This window comes from Enterobacter quasihormaechei, from assembly GCF_004331385.1.
GTDB classification, from domain to species: Bacteria; Pseudomonadota; Gammaproteobacteria; order Enterobacterales; family Enterobacteriaceae; genus Enterobacter; species Enterobacter quasihormaechei.
Map to the genome: position 1 here is coordinate 1 of NZ_SJON01000003.1, position 20,530 is coordinate 20,530.

General features: G+C 54.7%; 19 protein-coding genes. 11 read left to right on the forward strand and 8 right to left on the reverse strand.

The annotated features are described in order from the left end of the window. Positions 1–79 precede the first annotated feature (79 nt). Entirely contained in the window at positions 80–532 is a 453-nt protein-coding gene (locus E0L16_RS05165; protein ID WP_131636462.1) for a DUF4385 domain-containing protein, read from the forward strand. A 151-nt stretch (positions 533–683) separates the two neighbouring features. Continuing rightward, positions 684–1,991, forward strand: coding sequence for an MFS transporter (locus E0L16_RS05170; RefSeq protein ID WP_131636463.1), 1,308 nt, complete (start codon positions 684–686; stop codon positions 1,989–1,991). Here E0L16_RS05170 and E0L16_RS05175 read toward each other — a convergent pair. The 5 genes from E0L16_RS05175 to trxC form a co-directional block, all read right to left on the reverse strand. Beyond that, positions 1,988–2,311 (reverse strand): YfiM family lipoprotein, encoded by a 324-nt coding sequence (locus E0L16_RS05175; RefSeq protein WP_063450551.1) that lies wholly within the window; start codon positions 2,309–2,311, stop codon positions 1,988–1,990. The two genes, E0L16_RS05170 and E0L16_RS05175, sit on opposite strands and share 4 nt — an antisense overlap. 45 nt (positions 2,312–2,356) lie before the next feature. After that, positions 2,357–3,712: a CDP-diacylglycerol--serine O-phosphatidyltransferase gene (pssA, locus tag E0L16_RS05180; protein WP_063450550.1), complete on the reverse strand. Its 1,356-nt coding sequence runs from the start codon at positions 3,710–3,712 to the stop codon at positions 2,357–2,359. A 109-nt stretch (positions 3,713–3,821) separates the two neighbouring features. Then, on the reverse strand, positions 3,822–6,485 hold the full coding sequence (locus E0L16_RS05185; RefSeq protein WP_131636464.1) for a bifunctional acetate--CoA ligase family protein/GNAT family N-acetyltransferase: 2,664 nt from the start codon (positions 6,483–6,485) through the stop codon (positions 3,822–3,824). A 35-nt stretch (positions 6,486–6,520) separates the two neighbouring features. Next, positions 6,521–7,219, reverse strand: coding sequence for a tRNA-uridine aminocarboxypropyltransferase (tapT, locus tag E0L16_RS05190; RefSeq protein WP_131636465.1), 699 nt, complete (start codon positions 7,217–7,219; stop codon positions 6,521–6,523). 70 nt (positions 7,220–7,289) lie between these two features. Next, complete coding sequence (trxC, locus tag E0L16_RS05195) at positions 7,290–7,709, reverse strand: thioredoxin TrxC (protein ID WP_003860733.1); 420 nt, start codon at positions 7,707–7,709, stop codon at positions 7,290–7,292. A gap of 204 nt (positions 7,710–7,913) precedes the next feature. Between trxC and E0L16_RS05200 the strand changes: the two genes are divergently transcribed. Then, the gene (locus E0L16_RS05200) at positions 7,914–8,999 is read left to right on the forward strand and encodes a tRNA/rRNA methyltransferase (protein ID WP_017383555.1); all 1,086 of its coding nucleotides are present in this window, start codon (positions 7,914–7,916) and stop codon (positions 8,997–8,999) included. Between the two features lie 48 nt (positions 9,000–9,047). Here E0L16_RS05200 and ung read toward each other — a convergent pair whose 3' ends face one another. Next, positions 9,048–9,737, reverse strand: coding sequence for a uracil-DNA glycosylase (gene ung / locus E0L16_RS05205; RefSeq protein WP_003860729.1), 690 nt, complete (start codon positions 9,735–9,737; stop codon positions 9,048–9,050). 315 nt (positions 9,738–10,052) lie between these two features. On the opposite strand from ung, the gene grcA reads away from it, so the two are divergent. After that, the gene (gene grcA / locus E0L16_RS05210; protein WP_047652709.1) at positions 10,053–10,436 is read left to right on the forward strand and encodes an autonomous glycyl radical cofactor GrcA; all 384 of its coding nucleotides are present in this window, start codon (positions 10,053–10,055) and stop codon (positions 10,434–10,436) included. A gap of 51 nt (positions 10,437–10,487) precedes the next feature. On the opposite strand, the gene srmB is transcribed toward grcA, so the two are convergent. Then, positions 10,488–11,816 (reverse strand): ATP-dependent RNA helicase SrmB, encoded by a 1,329-nt coding sequence (gene srmB / locus E0L16_RS05215; RefSeq protein WP_063450547.1) that lies wholly within the window; start codon positions 11,814–11,816, stop codon positions 10,488–10,490. Positions 11,817–11,948: 132 nt separating this feature from the next. On the opposite strand from srmB, the gene trmN reads away from it, so the two are divergent. Then, positions 11,949–12,686: a tRNA(1)(Val) (adenine(37)-N(6))-methyltransferase TrmN gene (trmN, locus tag E0L16_RS05220; RefSeq protein WP_063867952.1), complete on the forward strand. Its 738-nt coding sequence runs from the start codon at positions 11,949–11,951 to the stop codon at positions 12,684–12,686. On the opposite strand, the gene nadB is transcribed toward trmN, so the two are convergent. After that, entirely contained in the window at positions 12,671–14,290 is a 1,620-nt protein-coding gene (gene nadB / locus E0L16_RS05225) for an L-aspartate oxidase (protein ID WP_131636466.1), read from the reverse strand. The two genes, trmN and nadB, sit on opposite strands and share 16 nt — an antisense overlap. A 425-nt stretch (positions 14,291–14,715) precedes the next feature. Between nadB and rpoE the strand changes: the two genes are divergently transcribed. The 6 genes from rpoE (at position 14,716) to lepB (ending at position 20,380) form a co-directional block, all read left to right on the forward strand. After that, positions 14,716–15,291 (forward strand): RNA polymerase sigma factor RpoE, encoded by a 576-nt coding sequence (gene rpoE / locus E0L16_RS05230; protein ID WP_006176728.1) that lies wholly within the window; start codon positions 14,716–14,718, stop codon positions 15,289–15,291. Positions 15,292–15,322: 31 nt separating this feature from the next. Beyond that, positions 15,323–15,973, forward strand: a complete 651-nt coding sequence (gene rseA / locus E0L16_RS05235) for an anti-sigma-E factor RseA (protein ID WP_063450544.1) — start codon at positions 15,323–15,325, stop codon at positions 15,971–15,973. Beyond that, positions 15,973–16,926, forward strand: a complete 954-nt coding sequence (gene rseB / locus E0L16_RS05240) for a sigma-E factor regulatory protein RseB (RefSeq protein ID WP_131636467.1) — start codon at positions 15,973–15,975, stop codon at positions 16,924–16,926. The genes rseA and rseB overlap by 1 nt, the downstream gene beginning before the upstream one ends. After that, positions 16,923–17,399: a SoxR-reducing system protein RseC gene (gene rseC / locus E0L16_RS05245; RefSeq protein ID WP_063450543.1), complete on the forward strand. Its 477-nt coding sequence runs from the start codon at positions 16,923–16,925 to the stop codon at positions 17,397–17,399. Before rseB ends, rseC begins: the two co-directional genes overlap by 4 nt. A gap of 185 nt (positions 17,400–17,584) precedes the next feature. After that, entirely contained in the window at positions 17,585–19,390 is a 1,806-nt protein-coding gene (lepA, locus tag E0L16_RS05250) for a translation elongation factor 4 (RefSeq protein WP_131636468.1), read from the forward strand. A 15-nt stretch (positions 19,391–19,405) separates the two neighbouring features. After that, on the forward strand, positions 19,406–20,380 hold the full coding sequence (lepB, locus tag E0L16_RS05255; protein WP_063867958.1) for a signal peptidase I: 975 nt from the start codon (positions 19,406–19,408) through the stop codon (positions 20,378–20,380). Positions 20,381–20,530: the final 150 nt, after the last annotated feature.

The window sequence follows — 20,530 nt, forward strand, 5'->3', positions numbered from 1 at the left end:
GTGCGCCAGAAAATGCCGGGTGGCGGCACCGTCTGACCGTGCCTACAATTGTTAAAACGATTTTAACAATGGTGCCGCTTTGATACGTCCCTTTGATTACCAACAAGATTTTGCCAACATTAATTTCCGTGACCATCCAGAGCTGTATCAGGTGGGGCGGGGAGAGCAGGGTGTGCTCATGGTGGAACCTTACAAAAGCGAGATACTTCCGCACTGGCGATACAAAAATGCTGAAGTTGCAACGCGATCGGCGAAAGAAATTTACGCCCTGTTTGAAGAATATCGTCAGCAAAACGACTTTGTGGGTATGGATATGGCGCGTAAATTCATTCAGATGGGCTATACCCGCGCCAGGCGATACGCCAATCATAAAGGCGGTAAAAAGTACGATGAGAAGCGCCAGGTCAAACCGCTGGATTGCGATCCTGTAAAAGCCGAAGCCGCCGCGGTCTTCAAAAAGTGGTGGGATAAAATTCGGGCAGATGAAGATTATTTGCAGCGAAAAAAGGCGCATCAGCAGAAGTGGGGATAATTACTACGTCCGCTAATAATTCGATACCTGATCGAGTTCACAAAACGTAATGAAACATATTAGAAACATTTTATTTACCTAACGATTCGTTTTAAATCCGGTTTTACTGTTTGTGGGCAATGGCCCGCAATGTGAGACAGGGGATTTTAAAATGACAGAAACCGTAGCCAGTGCAGATACGGATAACACCAATTTGGCAAATAAGGATACCCGTCGTCGGGTTTGGGCAATCGTTGGGGCCTCATCGGGGAACCTCGTAGAGTGGTTTGACTTTTACGTCTATTCATTCTGTTCACTCTACTTTGCGCATATCTTTTTCCCGTCCGGGAATACCACCACTCAGCTTCTGCAAACCGCAGGCGTTTTTGCCGCCGGGTTCCTGATGCGCCCTATCGGTGGATGGCTGTTCGGCAGGATCGCAGACAGAAAAGGGCGTAAGACCTCCATGCTCATCTCCGTATGCATGATGTGCGTCGGCTCTCTGGTGATTGCCTGCCTGCCCGGATATGACACTATCGGAACATGGGCACCCGCATTGCTGCTGCTGGCTCGTCTGTTCCAGGGGCTGTCAGTCGGTGGCGAATACGGCACCAGTGCGACATACATGAGCGAAGTGGCGGTTGAAGGCCGAAAAGGTTTCTATGCATCATTCCAGTATGTGACCCTCATTGGCGGACAGTTGCTGGCGTTACTGGTTGTGGTGATCCTGCAACAAATCCTTAGCGATGAAGATTTGCGCGCCTGGGGCTGGCGTATCCCGTTTGCCATGGGCGCAGCCCTGGCGGTTGTCGCCCTGTGGCTACGCCGTCAGCTTGATGAAACCTCTCAACAGGAGGTCAGGGCGCTGAAGGAGGCGGGCTCAATGAAGGGGCTCTGGCGAAACCGCAAAGCATTTTTGATGGTGTTAGGTTTTACCGCCGCGGGCTCGCTAAGCTTCTATACCTTCACCACCTATATGCAAAAATATCTGGTTAACACCACGGGCATGCATGCAAACGTTGCGAGTGTCGTCATGACGGTGGCGTTACTGGTCTTTATGCTTATCCAGCCGATTGTCGGCGCGCTGTCGGACAAAATAGGTCGCCGCACCTCCATGCTGATCTTTGGCGGCATGCTCACCCTGGGTACCGTTCCGCTTTTGACTGCGCTACAGCAGACAACGTCGCCGTATGCCGCTTTCGCGCTGATCATGGTGGCACTCATCATTATCAGTTTTTACACGGCAATCAGCGGCATTTTGAAGGCGGAAATGTTTCCCGCACAGGTGAGGGCGCTGGGTGTAGGCCTCTCTTATGCGGTCGCGAATGCCCTGTTCGGCGGTTCGGCGGAATATGTCGCGCTAACACTTAAGTCGTGGGGCAGTGAAACGACCTTCTTCTGGTATGTCACCGTAATGGGAGCGCTGGCGTTTATTGTCTCGCTGATGCTGCATCGCAAAGGAAAAGGTATCCGCCTTTAATAATGTGCCATCTGCCAGACGGCGTAGCCGGTTGTTGCGCCGGCTACGTCCCACGCAAAATCTTTCCAGCTCCAGCCGCTTCCTGAGGGGCGGCTATCCCAAAGCTCTTTCGATGCCCCCAGGCTTATGGAGAACATCAGGCCCATTGTGGCACTTCGATCCCGGCTATATCCCTGGTGCAGCGCATACTCATTGCCCGCAGCGGACAACATTGCAGACGCCAGAAAGTGTTGAGCTTTGTCCTGACCCGACCAGCTATCATTCGCCATATGGCTGCAACCGGTCAGGAAAAGAGGGATTATCAGGAAAGGGGTACGCATTAACAGGCTCCATAAAAAAGCCCCGTCAGTGACAGGGCCCGGGAATTACAGAATACGGCTAATGAGGCGATCGATACGGATCCGACGTAGACGGCGAATCAGCTTGCGAACTTTTACCGGATAATCCGCGATGCTTTGCAGATCGCGGTAATGACGAACCACTGTGGTATGCGTGCGTATAAGCTCCAGCTCACGATCGCGTTTCGCGGCTAATGCATGCTGAGGATCGTGAATCAGGATGGCATTCTCCAGATCCAGACGCCAGGCGCGCGGGTTCAGGTTATTACCGGTCAGCAGCATCCACTCATCATCGACCCACATCCCTTTGAGATGATAGCTGTTATCTTCATCTTTCCAGAGACGCACGACCAGCTGGTCCGTGTTCACGTAGTACTGTAAACGGCTCAGGAAGCGACGCAGGTTAATCTCATAAAGATAAGGCAGTGCGCCGATGATCTTGAAAGGCTGATCTTCCGGAATGAAAAAGTCGTTTGCCGTTTTATCCCCGACGATGATTTCCACCTTTTTACCCTCACGCAGCAGCTGAATAATATTGCGCACCAGAACGGCGGGAAGGTTGAAGTATGGGGTGCAGATAGTGAGCTTATGCTCCGCGCACGGCATCAAATGGAAAATCGTCTTGTTCAGCAGGCTGGTTTTTCCCAGGCCTACCAGCGGCGTAACGGACAGCTCTTCATTACTGGCGTCACCCTGGAAACGATAAACCGCATCGCGCAGCTCCTGGCGGAAGGAGCGAACGTCGTTTTTGATTTCCGGGCTTTTCGGGCGATGAGGATCGTCAAGACGGTGGACACCCCGGCCATGAACCAGGTTTTTATCCACCCAGTTGAACATGATGTCGGCCATCTGCGGATTGCGGATCAGATGGTAGCGATCGTAACGGTATTTATCGAGCTGATGGAGATAAACATCATTCAGGCTGGCGCCGCTGTAAAGGACGCTGTCATCGATGATAAATCCTTTGAAATGAAGAACGCCAAGCGCTTCACGGGTATTCACGGGCACGCCATACACCGGAATATCGATCCCCGGGTTCTCCTGGGCCGTGCGGCAATACCAGTCAGCGTTAGTGTTCGAGGCGGCCGCGCCAATACGGCCACGCTGCGCGCGGTGCCAGTCAACCAGCACACGAACGTCCAGTTCCGGACGTTGGCGTTTCGCTTCATAGAGCGCGTTCAGGACAGCACGCCCACCTTCATCCTGTTCAAGATAGAGCGCCACAATGCAGATACGTCGCGTCGCGCTGGCAATCTTTTCCAGAAGCGTCTCCCGGAAACGAGCGGGAGCATAAAAGAACTCTACATCATCAACTGACTGAGAAATCTTCGGTAGTTGAGCAAGGTGTTGTTGATGTTTATTACGCTTAAATTTTGACAACATCACAGTGCGTTTCTTCTCTGTTCATTGAAGGGTTGTCTGTACCAGGCAAACAACATAAGCGGACAATGATACCCCAGTGATGAGAAAAGTGGGTAACATTTCCAGAAGCTTACTCGTGTTTATCCGTTGATGTCAGGCTGAGGGACAGGGAGACAATGCCTTCATCCAGCTGGATATCAACGTCAAAACCGAGCTTCCGCGCCAGGGTCACCATACCCCGATTATTTGGCATAGTAATGCCGTTCAGGCGTGACAATCCGTGATCGCGCGTATATCCAATGAGTTTTTCGAGCAGCCTTCTGCCCAACCCCAAACCTTTAAGATCGGAACGCACCAGCACGGCAAACTCCGCATCCACGTTATCCGGGTCGGAAATGGCGCGCGTCACGCCGAGGATCTCCTCTCCCTCTCCGGAACGGCGAACCGCCACAATCGCCATTTCTCGATCGTAGTCGATCTGGGTCATATTGGCTAAATCGTCGTGGGTAAATTCGTTGATTTCGCTGAAATAGCGATAGTATAAGTCTTCCTTCGTCACCTGCGAGATGAACGCTCGCAGCAGCGGCTCGTCTTCCGGCAGGATAGGGCGAAACAGCGCCCGCTCTCCATTTTTCATCTCCACCCACTCTTCCAGATGAAGCGGATAAGGACGAATGGCGAGACGGCTTTCCCGGTCACCGACAAATGGCGCAATTTCCAGCGTCACGTCGAGGGCCGTAAATTCATTTCCGGAAGCGAGGAGCGGGTGGATATCCAGGCGCTGGATCTCCGCACAGTCAACAATGAGGTTAGAGACCTTCACCAGAAACTGGCTTAATCCGGCGATATCAAGCGGCCTCAGAGCGCTTCTCCCGCGGATTTTTTTACTTTTAATGGCCTGAATAATTAAATAACGCGCCAGGTTCATGTTTAGTGGCGGAAGCGCGACAGCCGCCTGTTCTTCAGGCCGCCATTCAACGCCGCCTTCACCCAGCATAATGAGCGGACCAAAAACCGGATCGTGTTCGACCACCACGCGCAGCTCCTGCGCGCCCGCACGGTTAGCCATGCTCTGCACCAGCAGGCCGTGGATCCTGGCCTGTGGCCACGTCATTTTAACGCGATCGATAATGGCATCCGCGGCCTGTTGCACTTCTGTCGCGGTGCGCAGATAGAGCATGACACCCTGCACATCTGATTTGTGCGGAATATCGGGGGAGCGCAGCTTCAGCGCGACCGGATAGCCAATCTGCTCAGCGATATGTACCGCCTCGGCGCTGTCGCCGGCAATCCAGGTGGGCAGCGTTTGCATCCCATAGCTGCCAAGAATGGGTTGCACTTCATGCGTATCAAGCGACGTGGCGCCCTCTTCAATGGCCTGCTGCAATAGCCTGTGCACGTCCACCGAATTTGCTGTGAGGTTGCCCGGCAGGGCTGGCGTTTCACGCAGCTGCTTCTGGTTGCGGCGGTATTCAACCATATGCATAAACGCGGTAATGGTGCCCTCCGGCGTGCGGTAGGTTGGCAGCCCGGCTTCACTGAACAGACGCCGCGCTTCCTGTGAGGAGAACTCGCCGCACCAGTTGGTCAGCAGGGTGACGTATTTGCCGCGCGGATGGTTTCGGACAGCCTCAATCAGCGCGCGTGCGCTTTCACTGCCGGGCGCAGCGGCGCTGGGTGAATGAATGATCATCAGCGCATCGAAATCCTGACTGTCGAGCAGGAGGGAGATCGCCCTGATGTAGCGCTCGCTTGTGGCATCATCGCGTAAATCGAGCGGATTACCGGGAGTAACGCTGCCCGGCAGCACCTCCCGCAGGCGCTGAAGCGTCGCTTCGCCCAGCGTTGCCAGCTTGCCGTTGCGCAGCCACAGTTCGTCCAGCGCCAGTGCGGCGGGAGCGGCACCGTTGCTGACAATCATCAGCTTTTCACCGCGCAGGGGGCGCATGTGGCTCAACGTTTCGACGGCAGAAAAAAGCTCGTGCGTATCCTGAACCCGCAGCAGACCGGCGCGCTGGATCGCGGCATCCCAGGCGGGATCCATCCCGGAATGGGAATGCAGCAGGCGCTGCGCCGCCGGGCTGCGCCCGCTTTTGATGACCAGAATCGGTTTATTACGCGATGCGCTACGCGACGCCGACACAAAACGACGGGCGTCGCTCAGGTGTTCAAGATAGAGCAGGATCGCGCTGGTTTTGCTGTCACGCGCCAGGAAATCCAGCAGTTCATCAACATCAATGTCCAGGCTGTCACCCAGGGCGATGAAGAAGGAAAAGCCCATCTCACGCTGTTGCGCCCAGTCGAGGATCGTATTGGATACCGCAGCCGACTGCGAAATAAAGGCCAGCTTACCTTTACGGATTGGAACCGGGGAGAAGCTGGCATTCAGCCCTTGCCAGGGCGCAAGCAGACCCAGGCTGTTTGGACCAAGAATACGCATCTGGTAGCGACTGGCGCAGGCCAGCAGCTCAGGCTGCTGCTCAGGAGGAGACGAGAGAATAATACAGGTTTTACAGCCTTTCTGGCCGAGCGACTCAAGCAGTTCGAGGTTTCGTTTCGCATGCGTACAGAGCACGGCGAGGTCGGGAACGAACGGTAAACTTTTCACGTCCGGCCACGCCAGCACCCCCTGAACCGCCTTATAGGCGGGCGTAACGGGCATGACCGGGCCATTAAACCCGCCAGCCAGCAGATTGCGCATCATCAGATACCCTGCGCGGTCCGGTTTCATCGAGGCGCCAATAACGGCAATGGATTTCGGACGAAGTAGCGCTTCTAACCCTCTCTGGCTCATGCAGGCCTCCCGTGAATGCAAGCGACCTGATGATTTTAAACGCTTTCTGTCTCAGTTGCTGTGACGCTACCCTTATGAACGGTTTTTCCCGCAAGATAACGTTCGCGGAAGCAGGAGAAGTGACTGCCCAGCGCGCCGGCTGCCTGGGTATCGCCCGCCAGATCCAGTAGCGCAATCGCGACCTCCGCGGTGCAGTACTGGCCGTCGGCATGAGCTTCGCGCAGGCGGTAGGCCGAAACGCGCGACAGATCGACGGAAATCACCGGCAGCGCATCAAGATACGGGCTTTTGCGAAACATCTTTCTGGCTTCCGTCCAGGTGCCGTCAAGCATAATAAACAGCGGCGGTTTACCGGATGGCGGCGCCGAAATCACCTGACGATGTTCGCCTGCATACGATGCAGGGAAAACGACCATTGGCTGATAGTCCGGGCTTGCCACCAGGTCGAGCAGTGCCTGAGGTGGCTCAGTGCGCGACCACTGAAACGCCGCTGTGTCTGGCAGAATATCGGCGATCAGGCGCCCCGTATTGCTGGGCTTCATCGGTTCGGTATCAAACATGACCAGACAAAAGCGGCTTTTTGCCTCGCTCGGCGCAAGCGTTTCGCACAGGCACACCTTCAGCGGTAAAAGGCAGCGCTGGCAGCGGCGAATACGATTGCCTCGGGCCAGAAACGGGCGGGTGGCGCGCGCAAGGCGCTCGGCACGTAATTGAAGTACAGCGTTATCAGTCATGGGCGAAAAGGCAGGAAAAACCCCATTTTCGCAGAGGAGAGAACGGGGCACAAGATGTGCCCCGTGAATGTTACAGGGATTCGTTTAACCAGCTGTCGAAAGGCGCTTTTGGCACGGCACCGTTGAGCATGTCGATCACTTCACCATTTTTGAAAATCATAATGGTGGGAATGCTGCGAATGCGAAAACGGGCGCTGAGCTCACGTTCGGCTTCGGTATTCACTTTCACAAAACGCATTTTCCCGCTGCGCTCTTCCGCCACGTCTTCGAAAATTGGCGCAAAGTTGCGGCAAGGGCCGCACCACGGCGCCCAGAAATCGACCACAACAGGCAGATCGTCCTTGAGGAGTTTGTCCAGCGTAGCACCCGTCGCGTTAATGACATCGCCATCAAATAATTCGTGGCCACAACGCCCGCATTTCGCACCGTCATCCATCCGATCGTCCGGAATGCGGTTTAAAGCCTGACAGTTGGCACATACGGTATTCATAACTAACCTCTGATAGAGCCGTGGAACAACGGCAGAACGCCAATAATGTTTCTGATATGTTACATATTATCAGTGAGCCTGTATGAAACGACAACGCGTTTTATTCAATGGGAACAATAGTCACAGGCTTTTGTACGAAATTATGGCTATGAGCTTGCACATCGGGTAATCTGCGCGCTTCGCGCAGCGCTGGTGGAGAAAAGCATGAACGACGAAATGAAAAACAAAAGCGGCAAGGTCAAAGTGATGTATGTCCGCAGTGATGATGACTCTGATAAACGCACCCAAAATCCGCGTACCGGAAAGGGTGGTGGGCGTCCAGCGTCTTCTCGTGCAGACGGTGGCCGTCGCCCCGCCCGCGATGACAGAAATAACCGCGGCGATGACCGCAAACGTGATGACCGTAAGCGTGACGATCGCAAACGCGACGATGTTGTCCGCGACGGTGGATCGCCATGGCGTACCGTTTCGCGCGCGCCGGGTGAAGAGGCGACTGAAAAGGCCGATCACGGCGGTATCAGCGGAAAAAGCTTTATCGATCCCGAAGTGCTGCGTCGTCAGCGTGCGGAAGAGACCCGTGTATACGGCGAGAACGCCTGTCAGGCCCTGTTCCAGAGCCGCCCGGAGTGTATCGTTCGCGCATGGTTTATCCAGAGCGTGACCCCGCGCTTTAAAGAAGCGCTGCGCTGGATGGCGGCGAACCGCAAAGCCTACCACGTGGTTGACGATGCCGAGCTGACTAAAGCGTCCGGTACTGAACACCACGGCGGCGTCTGCTTCCTGATCAAAAAACGTAACGGTACTACCGTGCAGCAGTGGGTCAGCCAGGCGGATGCCGATGACTGCGTGCTGGCGCTGGAAGATGTGGGTAACCCGCATAATCTGGGTGCGATGATGCGTAGCTGCGCGCACTTTGGCGTGAAAGGCGTGCTGTTACAGGATGCCGCGCTGCTGGAGTCCGGTGCGGCAATCCGTACTGCGGAAGGCGGTGCAGAGCACGTTCAGCCGATCACCGGCGACAGCGTGCTGGAAGCCCTTGAGCAGTTCCGTAAAGCGGGCTACACCATTGTCACTACCTCAAGCCGTGCCGCAACGCCGCTGTTCAAAGCGACGCTGCCACGCAAAATGGTGCTGGTGTTAGGCCAGGAGCGTGATGGTCTGTCTGATGCGGCACTCTCCAGCGCTGACCTGAGCGTCTCTATCGACGGTACAGGCAACGTTGAAAGCCTGAACGTCTCCGTTGCGACCGGCGTACTGCTGGCGGAATGGTGGCGTCAGAATAAAGCATAAGCCTTTGTGCATTTTGAATGCCCGGTCCACCGGGCATTCAGGCTCAAACTACTCACTCTCTGCCGGTAATACAGGCATCCAGTCAATTGGCTTTTCGCCACGCTTTTCCAGCCATTCATTTGTCAGAACAAAATGATTACTGCCAAAGAAACCGCGGTGAGCAGACAGCGGCGACGGGTGCGGTGCTTTCAGTACGTGATGACGCTGACGATCGATAATCGCCCCTTTCTTTTGTGCATGCGAACCCCAGAGTAAAAATACGACGCCTTCACGGTGCTCATTAATCAGGCTGATGACCTTATCGGTAAAGGTTTCCCAGCCGAGGCTGGCGTGGGAGTGCGCCTGGCCTGCACGAACCGTCAACACGGTGTTCAGCAACAGCACGCCCTGGCGCGCCCAGCTTTCCAGATAGCCGTGATTAGGGCGAGTAAAGCCGGGGATCGTTCCTTCAAGCTCTTTATACATATTCAGCAGAGAAGGGGGGATAGCCACGCCCGGACGCACGGAGAACGCCAGTCCGTGAGCCTGACCAGGGCCGTGGTAGGGATCCTGTCCCAGAATAACCACCTTCACGTCGCTCAGTTCGGTATAGCGAAAGGCGTTAAACACATCTTTCTGCGGCGGATAAATCGTCTGGCCAGCCTGCCGTTCAGCCGCAACGGTGCTGAGGGTATTAATAAAGTAGGGCTGCTGCTTCTCTTCTGCCAGCACGTCATGCCAGGTTAAAGGTGTCGTCATCTCGCTCTCCTGCGAATTTCATTCTCTCCCTAGCTTACCTGCTAAAGCCCGGTGAGCAAAATAGCACGCTGAAAAGTGGGCTAAGTCGCTAAATTTATTTTGGAAAAGATGCGGGATAAGTTGAATGGGTAAGACGAAGAAATTGATCTGGAGCAACAAATGAAGACCACACTCTTTGTGTGGTTAGTGGTTTTGTTGATTTAAATCAATAAATCACCGGGGTCTGAATGTTATATATACACACAAGAAACAATGGTTTTACCAATTGGCCGCGAAAGGCCAGCATCAGTTAATGTAGCCTAAGGGAGGCAACACATGATTACAGGTATCCAGATTACTAAAGCAGCAAACGACGATCTGCTGAACTCTTTCTGGCTGCTGGACAGCGAAAAAAACGAAGCGCGCTGTGTCGTAGCGAAAGCAGGTTTTGCGGAAGACGAAATCGTTCCGGTGAACAAGCTGGGCGAAATTGAATACCGTGAAATTCCAATGGAAGTGAAGCCAGAAGTCCGCGTGGAAGGCGGTCAGCACCTGAACGTTAACGTTCTGCGTCGCGAAACCCTGATGGACGCCGTTGAGCACCCGGAAAAATACCCGCAGCTGACCATCCGCGTGTCTGGCTATGCGGTACGCTTCAACTCTCTGACCCCGGAACAGCAGCGCGACGTTATTGCTCGTACCTTTACTGAAAGCCTGTAAGGTTTCAGCCACGGGGGGGAATAAAAAAGCCGGGAATGTCCCGGCTTTTTTTTACTCTTCAGTTTTTGTCTCTGGCGCAGCAGAGCTTGGCTTACGGCGCTTACCAATGTTTTTGGTGTCGCGATGTCGCTGCTTAACGCGCGGTTTCTCTTTTTCTTTCTCTTTTCTCTCGGCACGTTTCGCGAGCGCTTTCTTGGACGGTTTACCCGTCATTTTTTCACTCGGTGCACGTGTGGTCGGACGAAGTCCGTCGATAACGCGAGCTTTAAGCGGCTCATCAACGTAGCGGCCAATTTTCTGAAGCAGCAGATGGTCGTGCGCTTCTACCAGAGAGATAGCAATACCTTTACGGCCCGCACGGCCGGTACGGCCAATGCGGTGGAGATAAGTATCACCGCTGCGTGGCATATCAAAGTTGATCACGTGGCTCACGTCAGGGATGTCGATCCCGCGCGCGGCAACGTCGGTGGCAACCAGCACATTCACGCGGCCATCGGTCAGACGCTTAATCCCTTCGGTACGCTTAACCTGCGCCATTTCACCTTCGAGATAGCAGTTATTGATGCCGGCGTTGCGCAGCATTTCTGCCAGCTCATGCACGCGCTCGCGTTTGCGAACGAAGACGATGGTACGGGTTGCATCTTCCTGCTTCAGCAGGTGTTTCAGCAACTCAACCTTATGCTCAAGGTTATCTGCGCGGTAGTACCACTGGTGGATCTTCTTACGCTCGCGCGTGGATGGCGTGGCGGACACTTCCACCGGATCTTCCAGCAGACGTTCGGCGAAATCTTTGATGGCATCCCCTTCAAGGGTTGCCGAGAACAGCATGGTCTGGTTACGCCAGCGCGTTTCACCCGCAATGTGTTCGATATCCTGGGCAAAGCCCATGTCCAGCATGCGGTCAGCTTCATCGAGAATGAGCGTTTCCACCGCGCGGCAGTCGAAGTTCTCTTCTTTAATGTATTGCAGCAGACGGCCTGTCGTCGCAACAACGATATCCTGGTTTTCGCTGAACACTTCCGCGTGGTTCATATACGCTACGCCGCCGGTGATGGTAGCGATATCCAGATGGGTGTTCGCCGCCAGCTCACGCGCGTGTTCGGCAACCTGCATCGCCAGCTCACGGGTCGGGGTCAGGATCAAAATACGCGGCGGGCCTGATTTTTTACGCGGAAAATCGAGCAAATGCTGCAACACAGGCAGCAAGTAGGCTGCTGTCTTCCCCGTGCCGGTTGGCGCAGAACCGAGCACATCGCGGCCCTCAAGCGCAGGCGGAATGGCCGCGGCCTGAATGGCGGTCGGGCGTGTAAAGCCTTTGCTCTCAAGAGCATTGAGCAGGCTTTCATCGAGTTCAAGTTCGGAAAAAGTCGTTACAGTCATGTTCTACCTCTGTGTGGGGCGCTGATTATAGACGTTACGGCTGTAATCTTCATCTGTTTGTATGGATATCGCTTTTCGGCCACTTCGCTTTCCCCTATGCTACTCCAGTTTCACACAGAAGGTTGCCCTGACATGTCTCAACTCAAAGCGCAGCTGCGCCGCGATGGTTTTACGTTTAAACAGTTTTTTGTGGCGCACGATCGTTGTGCGATGAAAGTCGGTACAGACGGTATTTTACTGGGTGCATGGGCGCCTGTCGCAGGTGTAAAACGCATTCTGGATATCGGGACGGGCACCGGGCTACAGGCGCTGATGCTGGCGCAGCGAACGGAAGAACACGTCACGATCGATGCCGTTGAGCTTGATCCTCAGGCGGCGCAGCAGGCGCGTGAAAACGCTGCTGAATCCCCGTGGGCAGAACGCGTCAGGGTGGAATGCGCAGATGTCCTGACCTGGGCACCAGAGCAGACCGCGCGTTACGATTTGATCGTCAGCAACCCGCCGTATTTCGTGCCCGGCGTGGAGTGTGGAACGCCGGAACGCGAGCAGGCGCGATACACCCGTTCGCTCGATCACCCGTCACTCCTGACCAGTGCGGCGGAACTTATCTCGGAAGAGGGATTTTTCTGCGTGGTCCTGCCTGAAAGCACGGGCAACACCTTTATTGAGATCGCTCGTGAGATCGGCTGGAAGTTGCGTCTTCGTACCGATATCTCCGATACGGAAGGGCGCTTACCGCACCGCGTGCTGCTGGCGCTCTCGCCGAAAGAGGGGGAGTGCTTTATCGACAGGATGGTCATTCGCGGGCCAGACCAGCGTTATTCCGAAGACTACACTGCCCTGACCCAGGCCTTTTACCTGTTTATGTGAACCTGCGGCGTCAGCACCGACGGGCCGGATGTTTCCAGCGTGTCGGGATAGTCCAGCGTATAATGCAGACCACGACTCTCTTTGCGCATCATTGCGCAGCGCACAATCAGCTCGGCAACCTGCACCAGGTTGCGAAGCTCCAGCAGGTTATTGGAAACGCGGAAATTGGCGTAATAGTCATCAATTTCCTGCTGCAACATCATAATGCGGCGTAACGCGCGCTCCAGACGCTTCGTTGTGCGTACAATCCCGACATAATCCCACATGAGCAGCCGCAGCTCGTGCCAGTTATGCTGGATTACCACCCGTTCGTCAGGGTTATCCACCCGGCTTTCATCCCACGCCGGCAGGCGCGTTGTCGCACGCGCGTAGGGCATGCGTTTGGCAATATCTTCCGCAGCAGACCATCCATATACCAGACACTCCAGCAGCGAGTTTGATGCCATGCGGTTGGCGCCATGCAGGCCGGTATAACTGACCTCGCCGATCGCATAGAGGCCATCCACGTCGGTACGACCGTGATCGTCAACCATCACGCCGCCACAGGTATAGTGGGCGGCAGGCACAATTGGTACCGGATCGCGGGTTAAATCGATACCCAGACTCAGCAGCTTTTCGTAAATCATCGGGAAGTGCTGGCGAATAAATTCTGCCGACTTATGGCTAATGTCCAGATACATGCAGTCCACGCCAAGCCGCTTCATTTCGTGGTCGATGGCGCGGGCCACGATATCCCGCGGCGCCAGTTCACCTCTGGGGTCGAAGTCCGGCATAAACCTGGAGCCGTCCGGGCGCTTAAGACAGGCGCCTTCACCGCGCAGCGCTTCCGTCAGCAGAAAGTTTCGCGCCTGCGGATGGAACAGGGCGGTGGGATGGAACTGATTAAACTCCAGATTCGCCACGCGGCAGCCGGCGCGCCAGGCCATGGCGATACCGTCTCCGGACGCGATATCCGGGTTCGTCGTGTACTGGTAAACCTTGGAGGCTCCGCCGGTCGCCAGCACAACGGCTTTTGCCTGGCAGGTTTCCACCTTCTCTTTATTCCGGTTCCACACCCATGCGCCGACAACGCGGCGCGTGCCGGGCAGGCCAATCTTGTCGGAAATAATCAGGTCGACGGCGTTGCTGCGCTCCAGCACCTGAATATTGGGATGGCTGAGGGCTTTGCTGACCAGCGTAGTTTCAACCGCCTTTCCGGTCGCATCAGCAGCGTGCAGAATACGGCGGTGGCTGTGCCCGCCCTCACGGGTCAGGTGATAACTCTCTTCACCATTGGGCTGAACGTGTGTATCAAACAGCACACCCTGGTCGATAAGCCATTGCACACAGTGGCGGGCATTGCTGGCGACAAATTCTGCGGCATGCTCATCCACGATCCCGGCACCGGCAATCAGAGTATCTTCTACATGTGAGGCAATGCTGTCCGTTTCATCAAACACGGCGGCAATGCCGCCTTGTGCATAGAAGGTGGAACCTTCGCTCATCGGCCCTTTACTCAGCACGATGACGTTCTGATGTTTTGCCAGGCGCAGCGCGAGGGAAAGGCCGGCAGCACCGCTACCGATGATCAGTACATCACAATGAAGTTCAGGCGTCGTGTTCATGATGTTTGTTTAATTTACTAAACATGGTATCGGGAGAATAGCATTCTGATGCGAGTTATCGCACGTTTTTTTTGATGCGTGTTGCAATGACTAAACGAAAGGCCAGAAGTTAAATCATCGCTAAATGACGGGAAATATTTTGCGAAGCAGATCGTTAGCTTCAGATTTTGTGGTGAAATAAAGCCTGTGTTGCGTTACTCTTCTGACGATAAAGTTGATGATTCTTGTCAGAAAGCGGGTGCGTATCGTGAACAGACTTATAATGAGAGAAAATGAACGGTCTGCGGCGCGATGAACAAAAACAAAGGCGTTACGGAACTTATTGAAGAACAGACGCTCTAACTCGGTGCTTGCTCAAAGTGCATTGTTGGTAGAGTGGCGTTTCGATAACGCGTGGAATTTGGTTTGGGGAGACATTACCTCGGATGAGCGAGCAGTTAACGGACCAGGTCCTGGTTGAACGGGTCCAGAAGGGAGATCAGAAAGCTTTTAACCTACTGGTGGTGCGCTACCAGCATAAGGTAGCGAGTCTGGTTTCCCGCTATGTACCGTCAGGCGATGTGCCTGATGTCGTACAAGAGTCTTTTATTAAGGCCTATCGCGCGCTGGATTCCTTCCGGGGGGATAGTGCTTTTTATACCTGGCTGTATCGCATTGCAGTCAATACGGCTAAAAATTATTTGGTTGCTCAGGGGCGTCGTCCGCCTTCAAGTGATGTCGATGCTATCGACGCGGAAAACTTCGAAAGTGGCGGCGCGCTGAAAGAAATTTCGAACCCTGAGAACTTAATGTTGTCAGAAGAACTGAGACAAATCGTTTTTCGCACGATCGAGTCGCTCCCGGAAGATTTACGCATGGCAATTACGTTACGGGAGCTGGATGGCCTAAGCTATGAAGAGATAGCCGCCATCATGGATTGTCCGGTCGGCACGGTTCGTTCACGAATTTTCCGTGCGCGAGAAGCCATTGATAATAAAGTTCAACCGCTTATCAGGCGTTGACGATAGCGGGATACTGGAAAAGGTATTAGGCATGCAGAAAGAAAAACTTTCCGCTTTAATGGATGGTGAAACGCTGGATAGTGAGCTGCTTGATGAGCTGTCTCATTCTCCCGAAATGCAACAGACCTGGGAGAACTATCACCTCATCCGCGACACGATGCGCGGTGATACCAGCGAGGTTCTCCATTTCGATATCTCAGCTCGCGTTATGGCGGCCATTGAGAACGAACCTGTTCATCAGACCACGCCGCTGATTCCTGAAGCGCAGCCTGCACCTCACCAGTGGCAGAAAATGCCGTTCTGGCACAAGGTGCGTCCGTGGGCGAGCCAGCTCACCCAGATGGGTGTCGCTGCGTGCGTATCGCTTGCAGTTATCGTTGGGGTCCAGCACTATAATACTCAGTCTGAAGCCAGCCAGCAGCCTGAAGCGCCAGTGTTCAATACGCTGCCGATGATGGGTAAAGCCAGCCCGGTGAGCCTGGGCGTACCGGCAGATGCCTCCGCAAGCGGCGGACAGCAACAGCAGGTACAGGAGCAGCGTCGTCGCATTAATGCGATGTTGCAGGATTACGAGTTGCAGCGTCGTCTGCACTCCGAGCAGCTTCAGTTTGAGCAGGCCCAAACCCAGCAGGCTGCTGTGCAGGTGCCAGGAAACCAAACTTTAGGAACGCAATCGCAGTAATGAAGCAACTTTGGTTCGCCATGTCTTTGATGACGGGTAGCCTGTTCTTCTCTGCTAACGCCTCGGCTGATGTTTCATCCGGGGCGTTGTTGCAGCAAATGAATCTGGCCAGCCAGTCACTCAATTATGAGTTGGCATTTATCAGCATCAATAAGCAGGGTGTCGAATCGTTACGCTATCGCCACGCCCGCCTTGATAATCAGCCGCTCGCCCAGCTTTTACAGATGGATGGCCCGCGTCGGGAAGTGGTCCAGCGTGGGAACGAAATCAGCTATTTCGAGCCTGGCCTTGAGCCGTTTACGCTTAATGGCGACTACATCGTTGATTCTCTGCCGTCGCTCATTTATACCGATTTTAAACGTCTCGCTCCCTACTATGATTTTATCTCTGTGGGGCGAACACGTATTGCCGACAGACTGTGCGAAGTGATCCGCGTTGTCGCGCGGGATGGCACACGTTACAGCTATATCGTCTGGATTGACGCAGAGACGAAGCTGCCGATGCGCGTTGATCTGCTCGATCGCGACGGTGAAACGCTTGAACAATTCCGCGTGATCTCCTTCGACGTGAACAGCCAGGTTGGCAACAGCATGCAAAATCTGGCCAAAGCCAGTCTGCCGCCTTTGCTTTCCGTTCCTGCCGGCGATTCTGTTAATTTCAACTGGGTACCTTCCTGGATCCCGCAAGGGTTCAGCGAAGTTTCCAGCAGCCGTCGCCAGCTGCCTACCATCGAAACGCCGGTTGAGTCACGACTCTACTCCGATGGTCTGTTTAGCTTCTCTGTGAACATCAATCGCGCAACGGCGAACAGTTCCGAACAGATGCTCCGAACCGGCCGCCGGACGGTTAGTACCACGGTGCGCGATAACGCAGAAATCACCATTGTCGGTGAATTACCGCCGCCAACGGCAAAACGCATTTCAGACAGCATCAAATTCAGGGCGGCACAATGATTAAAGAGTGGGCCACGGTCGTTTCCTGGCAGGATGGCGTAGCGCTCGTCAGCTGTGATGTTAAAGCATCATGCAGCAGCTGCGCCTCCCGAGCCGGCTGCGGCAGCCGCGTGTTGAATAAGCTGGGGCCGCAGACGTCGCATACTATTGCGGTGCCAAGTGACCAGCCGCTGGTGGCAGGGCAGAAAGTGGAGCTGGGCATCGCTGAAGGTAGCCTGCTCACCTCGGCCATGCTGGTTTACCTTTCTCCGCTGGCAGGTTTGTTCGTGATGGGCGGGGTTTTCCAGATGCTGTTTGGCACGGATTTGGCTGCCATGTGCGGAGCCGCTTTAGGCGGCGTGGGCGGATTCTGGCTTGCTAAAGGCCTCTCCCCGAGACTTACCGCCCGGGAAGCCTGGCAGCCCGTTATCCTCAGCGTTGCGCTGGCACCCGACCAACTTCGTGTTGAGACGCTCTCTTCTGAGGCCCGGTGATCTGCCGGGCTTTATTATTATTTACACCGCAATAAAGAAAACGTCGTCTCTTCGCGCTATACCTGGCTCTAAGTGCATTTCCAGCAGACGAGGATGTAGTGTAGAATGCTGCGTTTTCGCACTGAAAAACGTCAGGCTAAGAACAGCGGCCTCCAGGAATTCGTAAGGCATAATTATTTAACTATATGAAGAACATACGTAACTTTTCGATCATAGCTCACATTGACCACGGTAAGTCGACGCTGTCTGACCGTATTATCCAGATTTGCGGTGGCCTGTCTGATCGTGAAATGGCAGCCCAGGTTCTGGACTCCATGGACCTGGAACGCGAACGCGGTATTACCATCAAAGCGCAGAGCGTAACGCTCGACTATAAGGCTACCGATGGTGAAACCTACCAGCTGAACTTTATCGACACCCCAGGGCACGTTGACTTCTCTTATGAAGTATCACGCTCGCTGGCGGCCTGCGAAGGCGCGCTGCTGGTGGTGGATGCCGGGCAGGGCGTAGAGGCCCAGACGCTGGCAAACTGCTACACCGCCATGGAAATGGATCTCGAAGTGGTGCCGGTTCTGAATAAAATCGACCTGCCAGCCGCCGATCCTGAGCGCGTAGCGGAAGAGATTGAAGATATCGTCGGTATTGATGCGACCGATGCCGTACGTTGCTCGGCAAAAACCGGCGTCGGCGTTCCGGACGTACTGGAACGTCTGGTGCGTGACATTCCGCCGCCGGAAGGCGACCCGGATGCGCCGTTGCAGGCGCTGATCATCGACTCCTGGTTTGATAACTACCTCGGCGTTGTCTCGCTGGTGCGTATTAAAAACGGCACCATGCGTAAAGGCGACAAAATCAAGGTCATGAGCACCGGACAGGTTTACAACGCTGACCGTCTGGGCATCTTCACGCCAAAACAGGTTGACCGTACCGAGCTGAAATGCGGCGAAGTGGGTTGGCTGGTCTGTGCCATTAAAGACATCCTCGGCGCGCCGGTGGGTGATACCCTGACCGGTGCACGTAACCCGGCAGATAAAGCGCTGCCCGGCTTCAAGAAAGTGAAACCGCAGGTCTATGCGGGTCTGTTCCCGGTCAGCTCCGATGATTACGAAAACTTCCGCGATGCGCTCGGTAAGCTGAGCCTCAACGATGCCTCCCTGTTCTACGAGCCAGAAAGCTCTACGGCGCTGGGCTTCGGCTTCCGTTGTGGCTTCCTCGGCCTGCTGCACATGGAGATCATTCAGGAACGTCTGGAGCGTGAATACGATCTGGATCTGATCACCACCGCCCCGACGGTTGTTTACGAAGTAGAAACCACGTCGAAAGAGGTGATCTACGTTGATAGCCCGTCCAAGCTCCCGCCGCTGAATAACATTCAGGAACTGCGTGAGCCTATCGCAGAGTGTCACATGCTGCTGCCACAGGAGTTCCTCGGCAACGTGATCACCTTGTGTATTGAGAAGCGTGGCGTGCAGACCAACATGGTTTACCACGGTAACCAGGTGGCGCTGACCTATGAAATTCCGATGGCGGAAGTGGTGCTCGACTTCTTCGACCGTCTGAAGTCCACCTCCCGCGGCTATGCGTCGCTGGACTACAACTTCAAACGCTTCCAGGCCTCGAACATGGTCCGCGTGGACGTGCTGATCAACGGCGAACGCGTTGATGCCCTGGCGCTCATCACCCACAACGATAACGCACCGTACCGCGGTCGCGAGCTGGTTGAGAAGATGAAAGATCTGATCCCGCGTCAGCAGTTTGACATTGCGATTCAGGCGGCCATCGGTAACCACATCATTGCCCGCTCAACCGTGAAGCAGCTGCGTAAAAACGTTCTGGCGAAATGCTATGGCGGTGACGTCAGCCGTAAGAAAAAGCTGTTGCAGAAGCAGAAAGAAGGTAAGAAGCGTATGAAGCAGGTCGGTAACGTAGAGCTGCCGCAGGAAGCATTCCTTGCCATCCTTCATGTTGGTAAAGACGGTAACGGTAAATAACCTTAAGGAGTTGGCATGGCGAACATGTTTGCCCTGATCCTGGTCATCGCTACCCTGGTGACAGGCCTGCTGTGGTGCCTGGATAAGTTTATCTTCGCCCCAAAACGCCGTGAACGTCAGGCTGCCGCGCAGGCAGCCACTGACGATGCGCTGGACGCGAAAACCCTGAAGAAAGTTGGCCCTAAACCGGGCTGGCTGGAAACGGGGGCATCGGTATTCCCGGTGCTGGCGATTGTGCTGGTGGTACGTTCATTTATCTATGAACCGTTCCAGATCCCGTCAGGATCGATGATGCCAACGCTGCTGATTGGTGATTTTATTCTGGTTGAGAAGTTTGCCTATGGCATTAAAGATCCGATCTACCAGAAAACGCTGATCGAAACGGGTCATCCGAAACGTGGCGATATCGTGGTGTTTAAATATCCCGACGATCCGCGCCTGGACTATATTAAGCGCGCGGTAGGTTTACCGGGCGATAAAGTGACCTACGATCCGGTGGCGAAAGAGGTCACCGTTCAGCCTGGCTGTCGCTCTGGTACTGCATGCGAAAATGCGCTGCCAATCACTTACTCCAACGTCGAGCCAAGTGATTTTGTGCAGACCTTCGCCCGTCGTAACGGCGGTGAAGCGACCAGCGGTTTCTTCCAGGTGCCAAAAGGTGAAACCAAAGAGAACGGCATTCGTCTGGTTGAGCGCAAAGAGACGCTGGGCGATGTCACTCACCGCATTCTGACCGTACCAATCGCGCAGGACCAGCTGGCAATGTACTACCAGCAGCCGGGCCAGCAGCTGGCGACCTGGATTGTGCCGCCGGGACACTACTTCATGATGGGTGATAACCGCGATAACTCCGCGGACAGCCGTTACTGGGGCTTCGTGCCGGAAGCGAATCTGGTCGGTAAAGCAACCGCTATCTGGATGAGCTTCGAGAAGCAGGAAGGCGAGTGGCCGACCGGCGTTCGCCTGAATCGTATTGGCGGAATCCATTAATTTTCGTGAAAAATAACGCGTAGCGGCTTTTATTAGCCGCTACGTGAATTATTTCAGCGATAAATCTCTTTGAACTAACGACATCCCCTGTCGTTGTGTATAGAATATTCCCCCGAAGTTTAAGGTTGGCCCTGCAAGGGTGCCACGGCA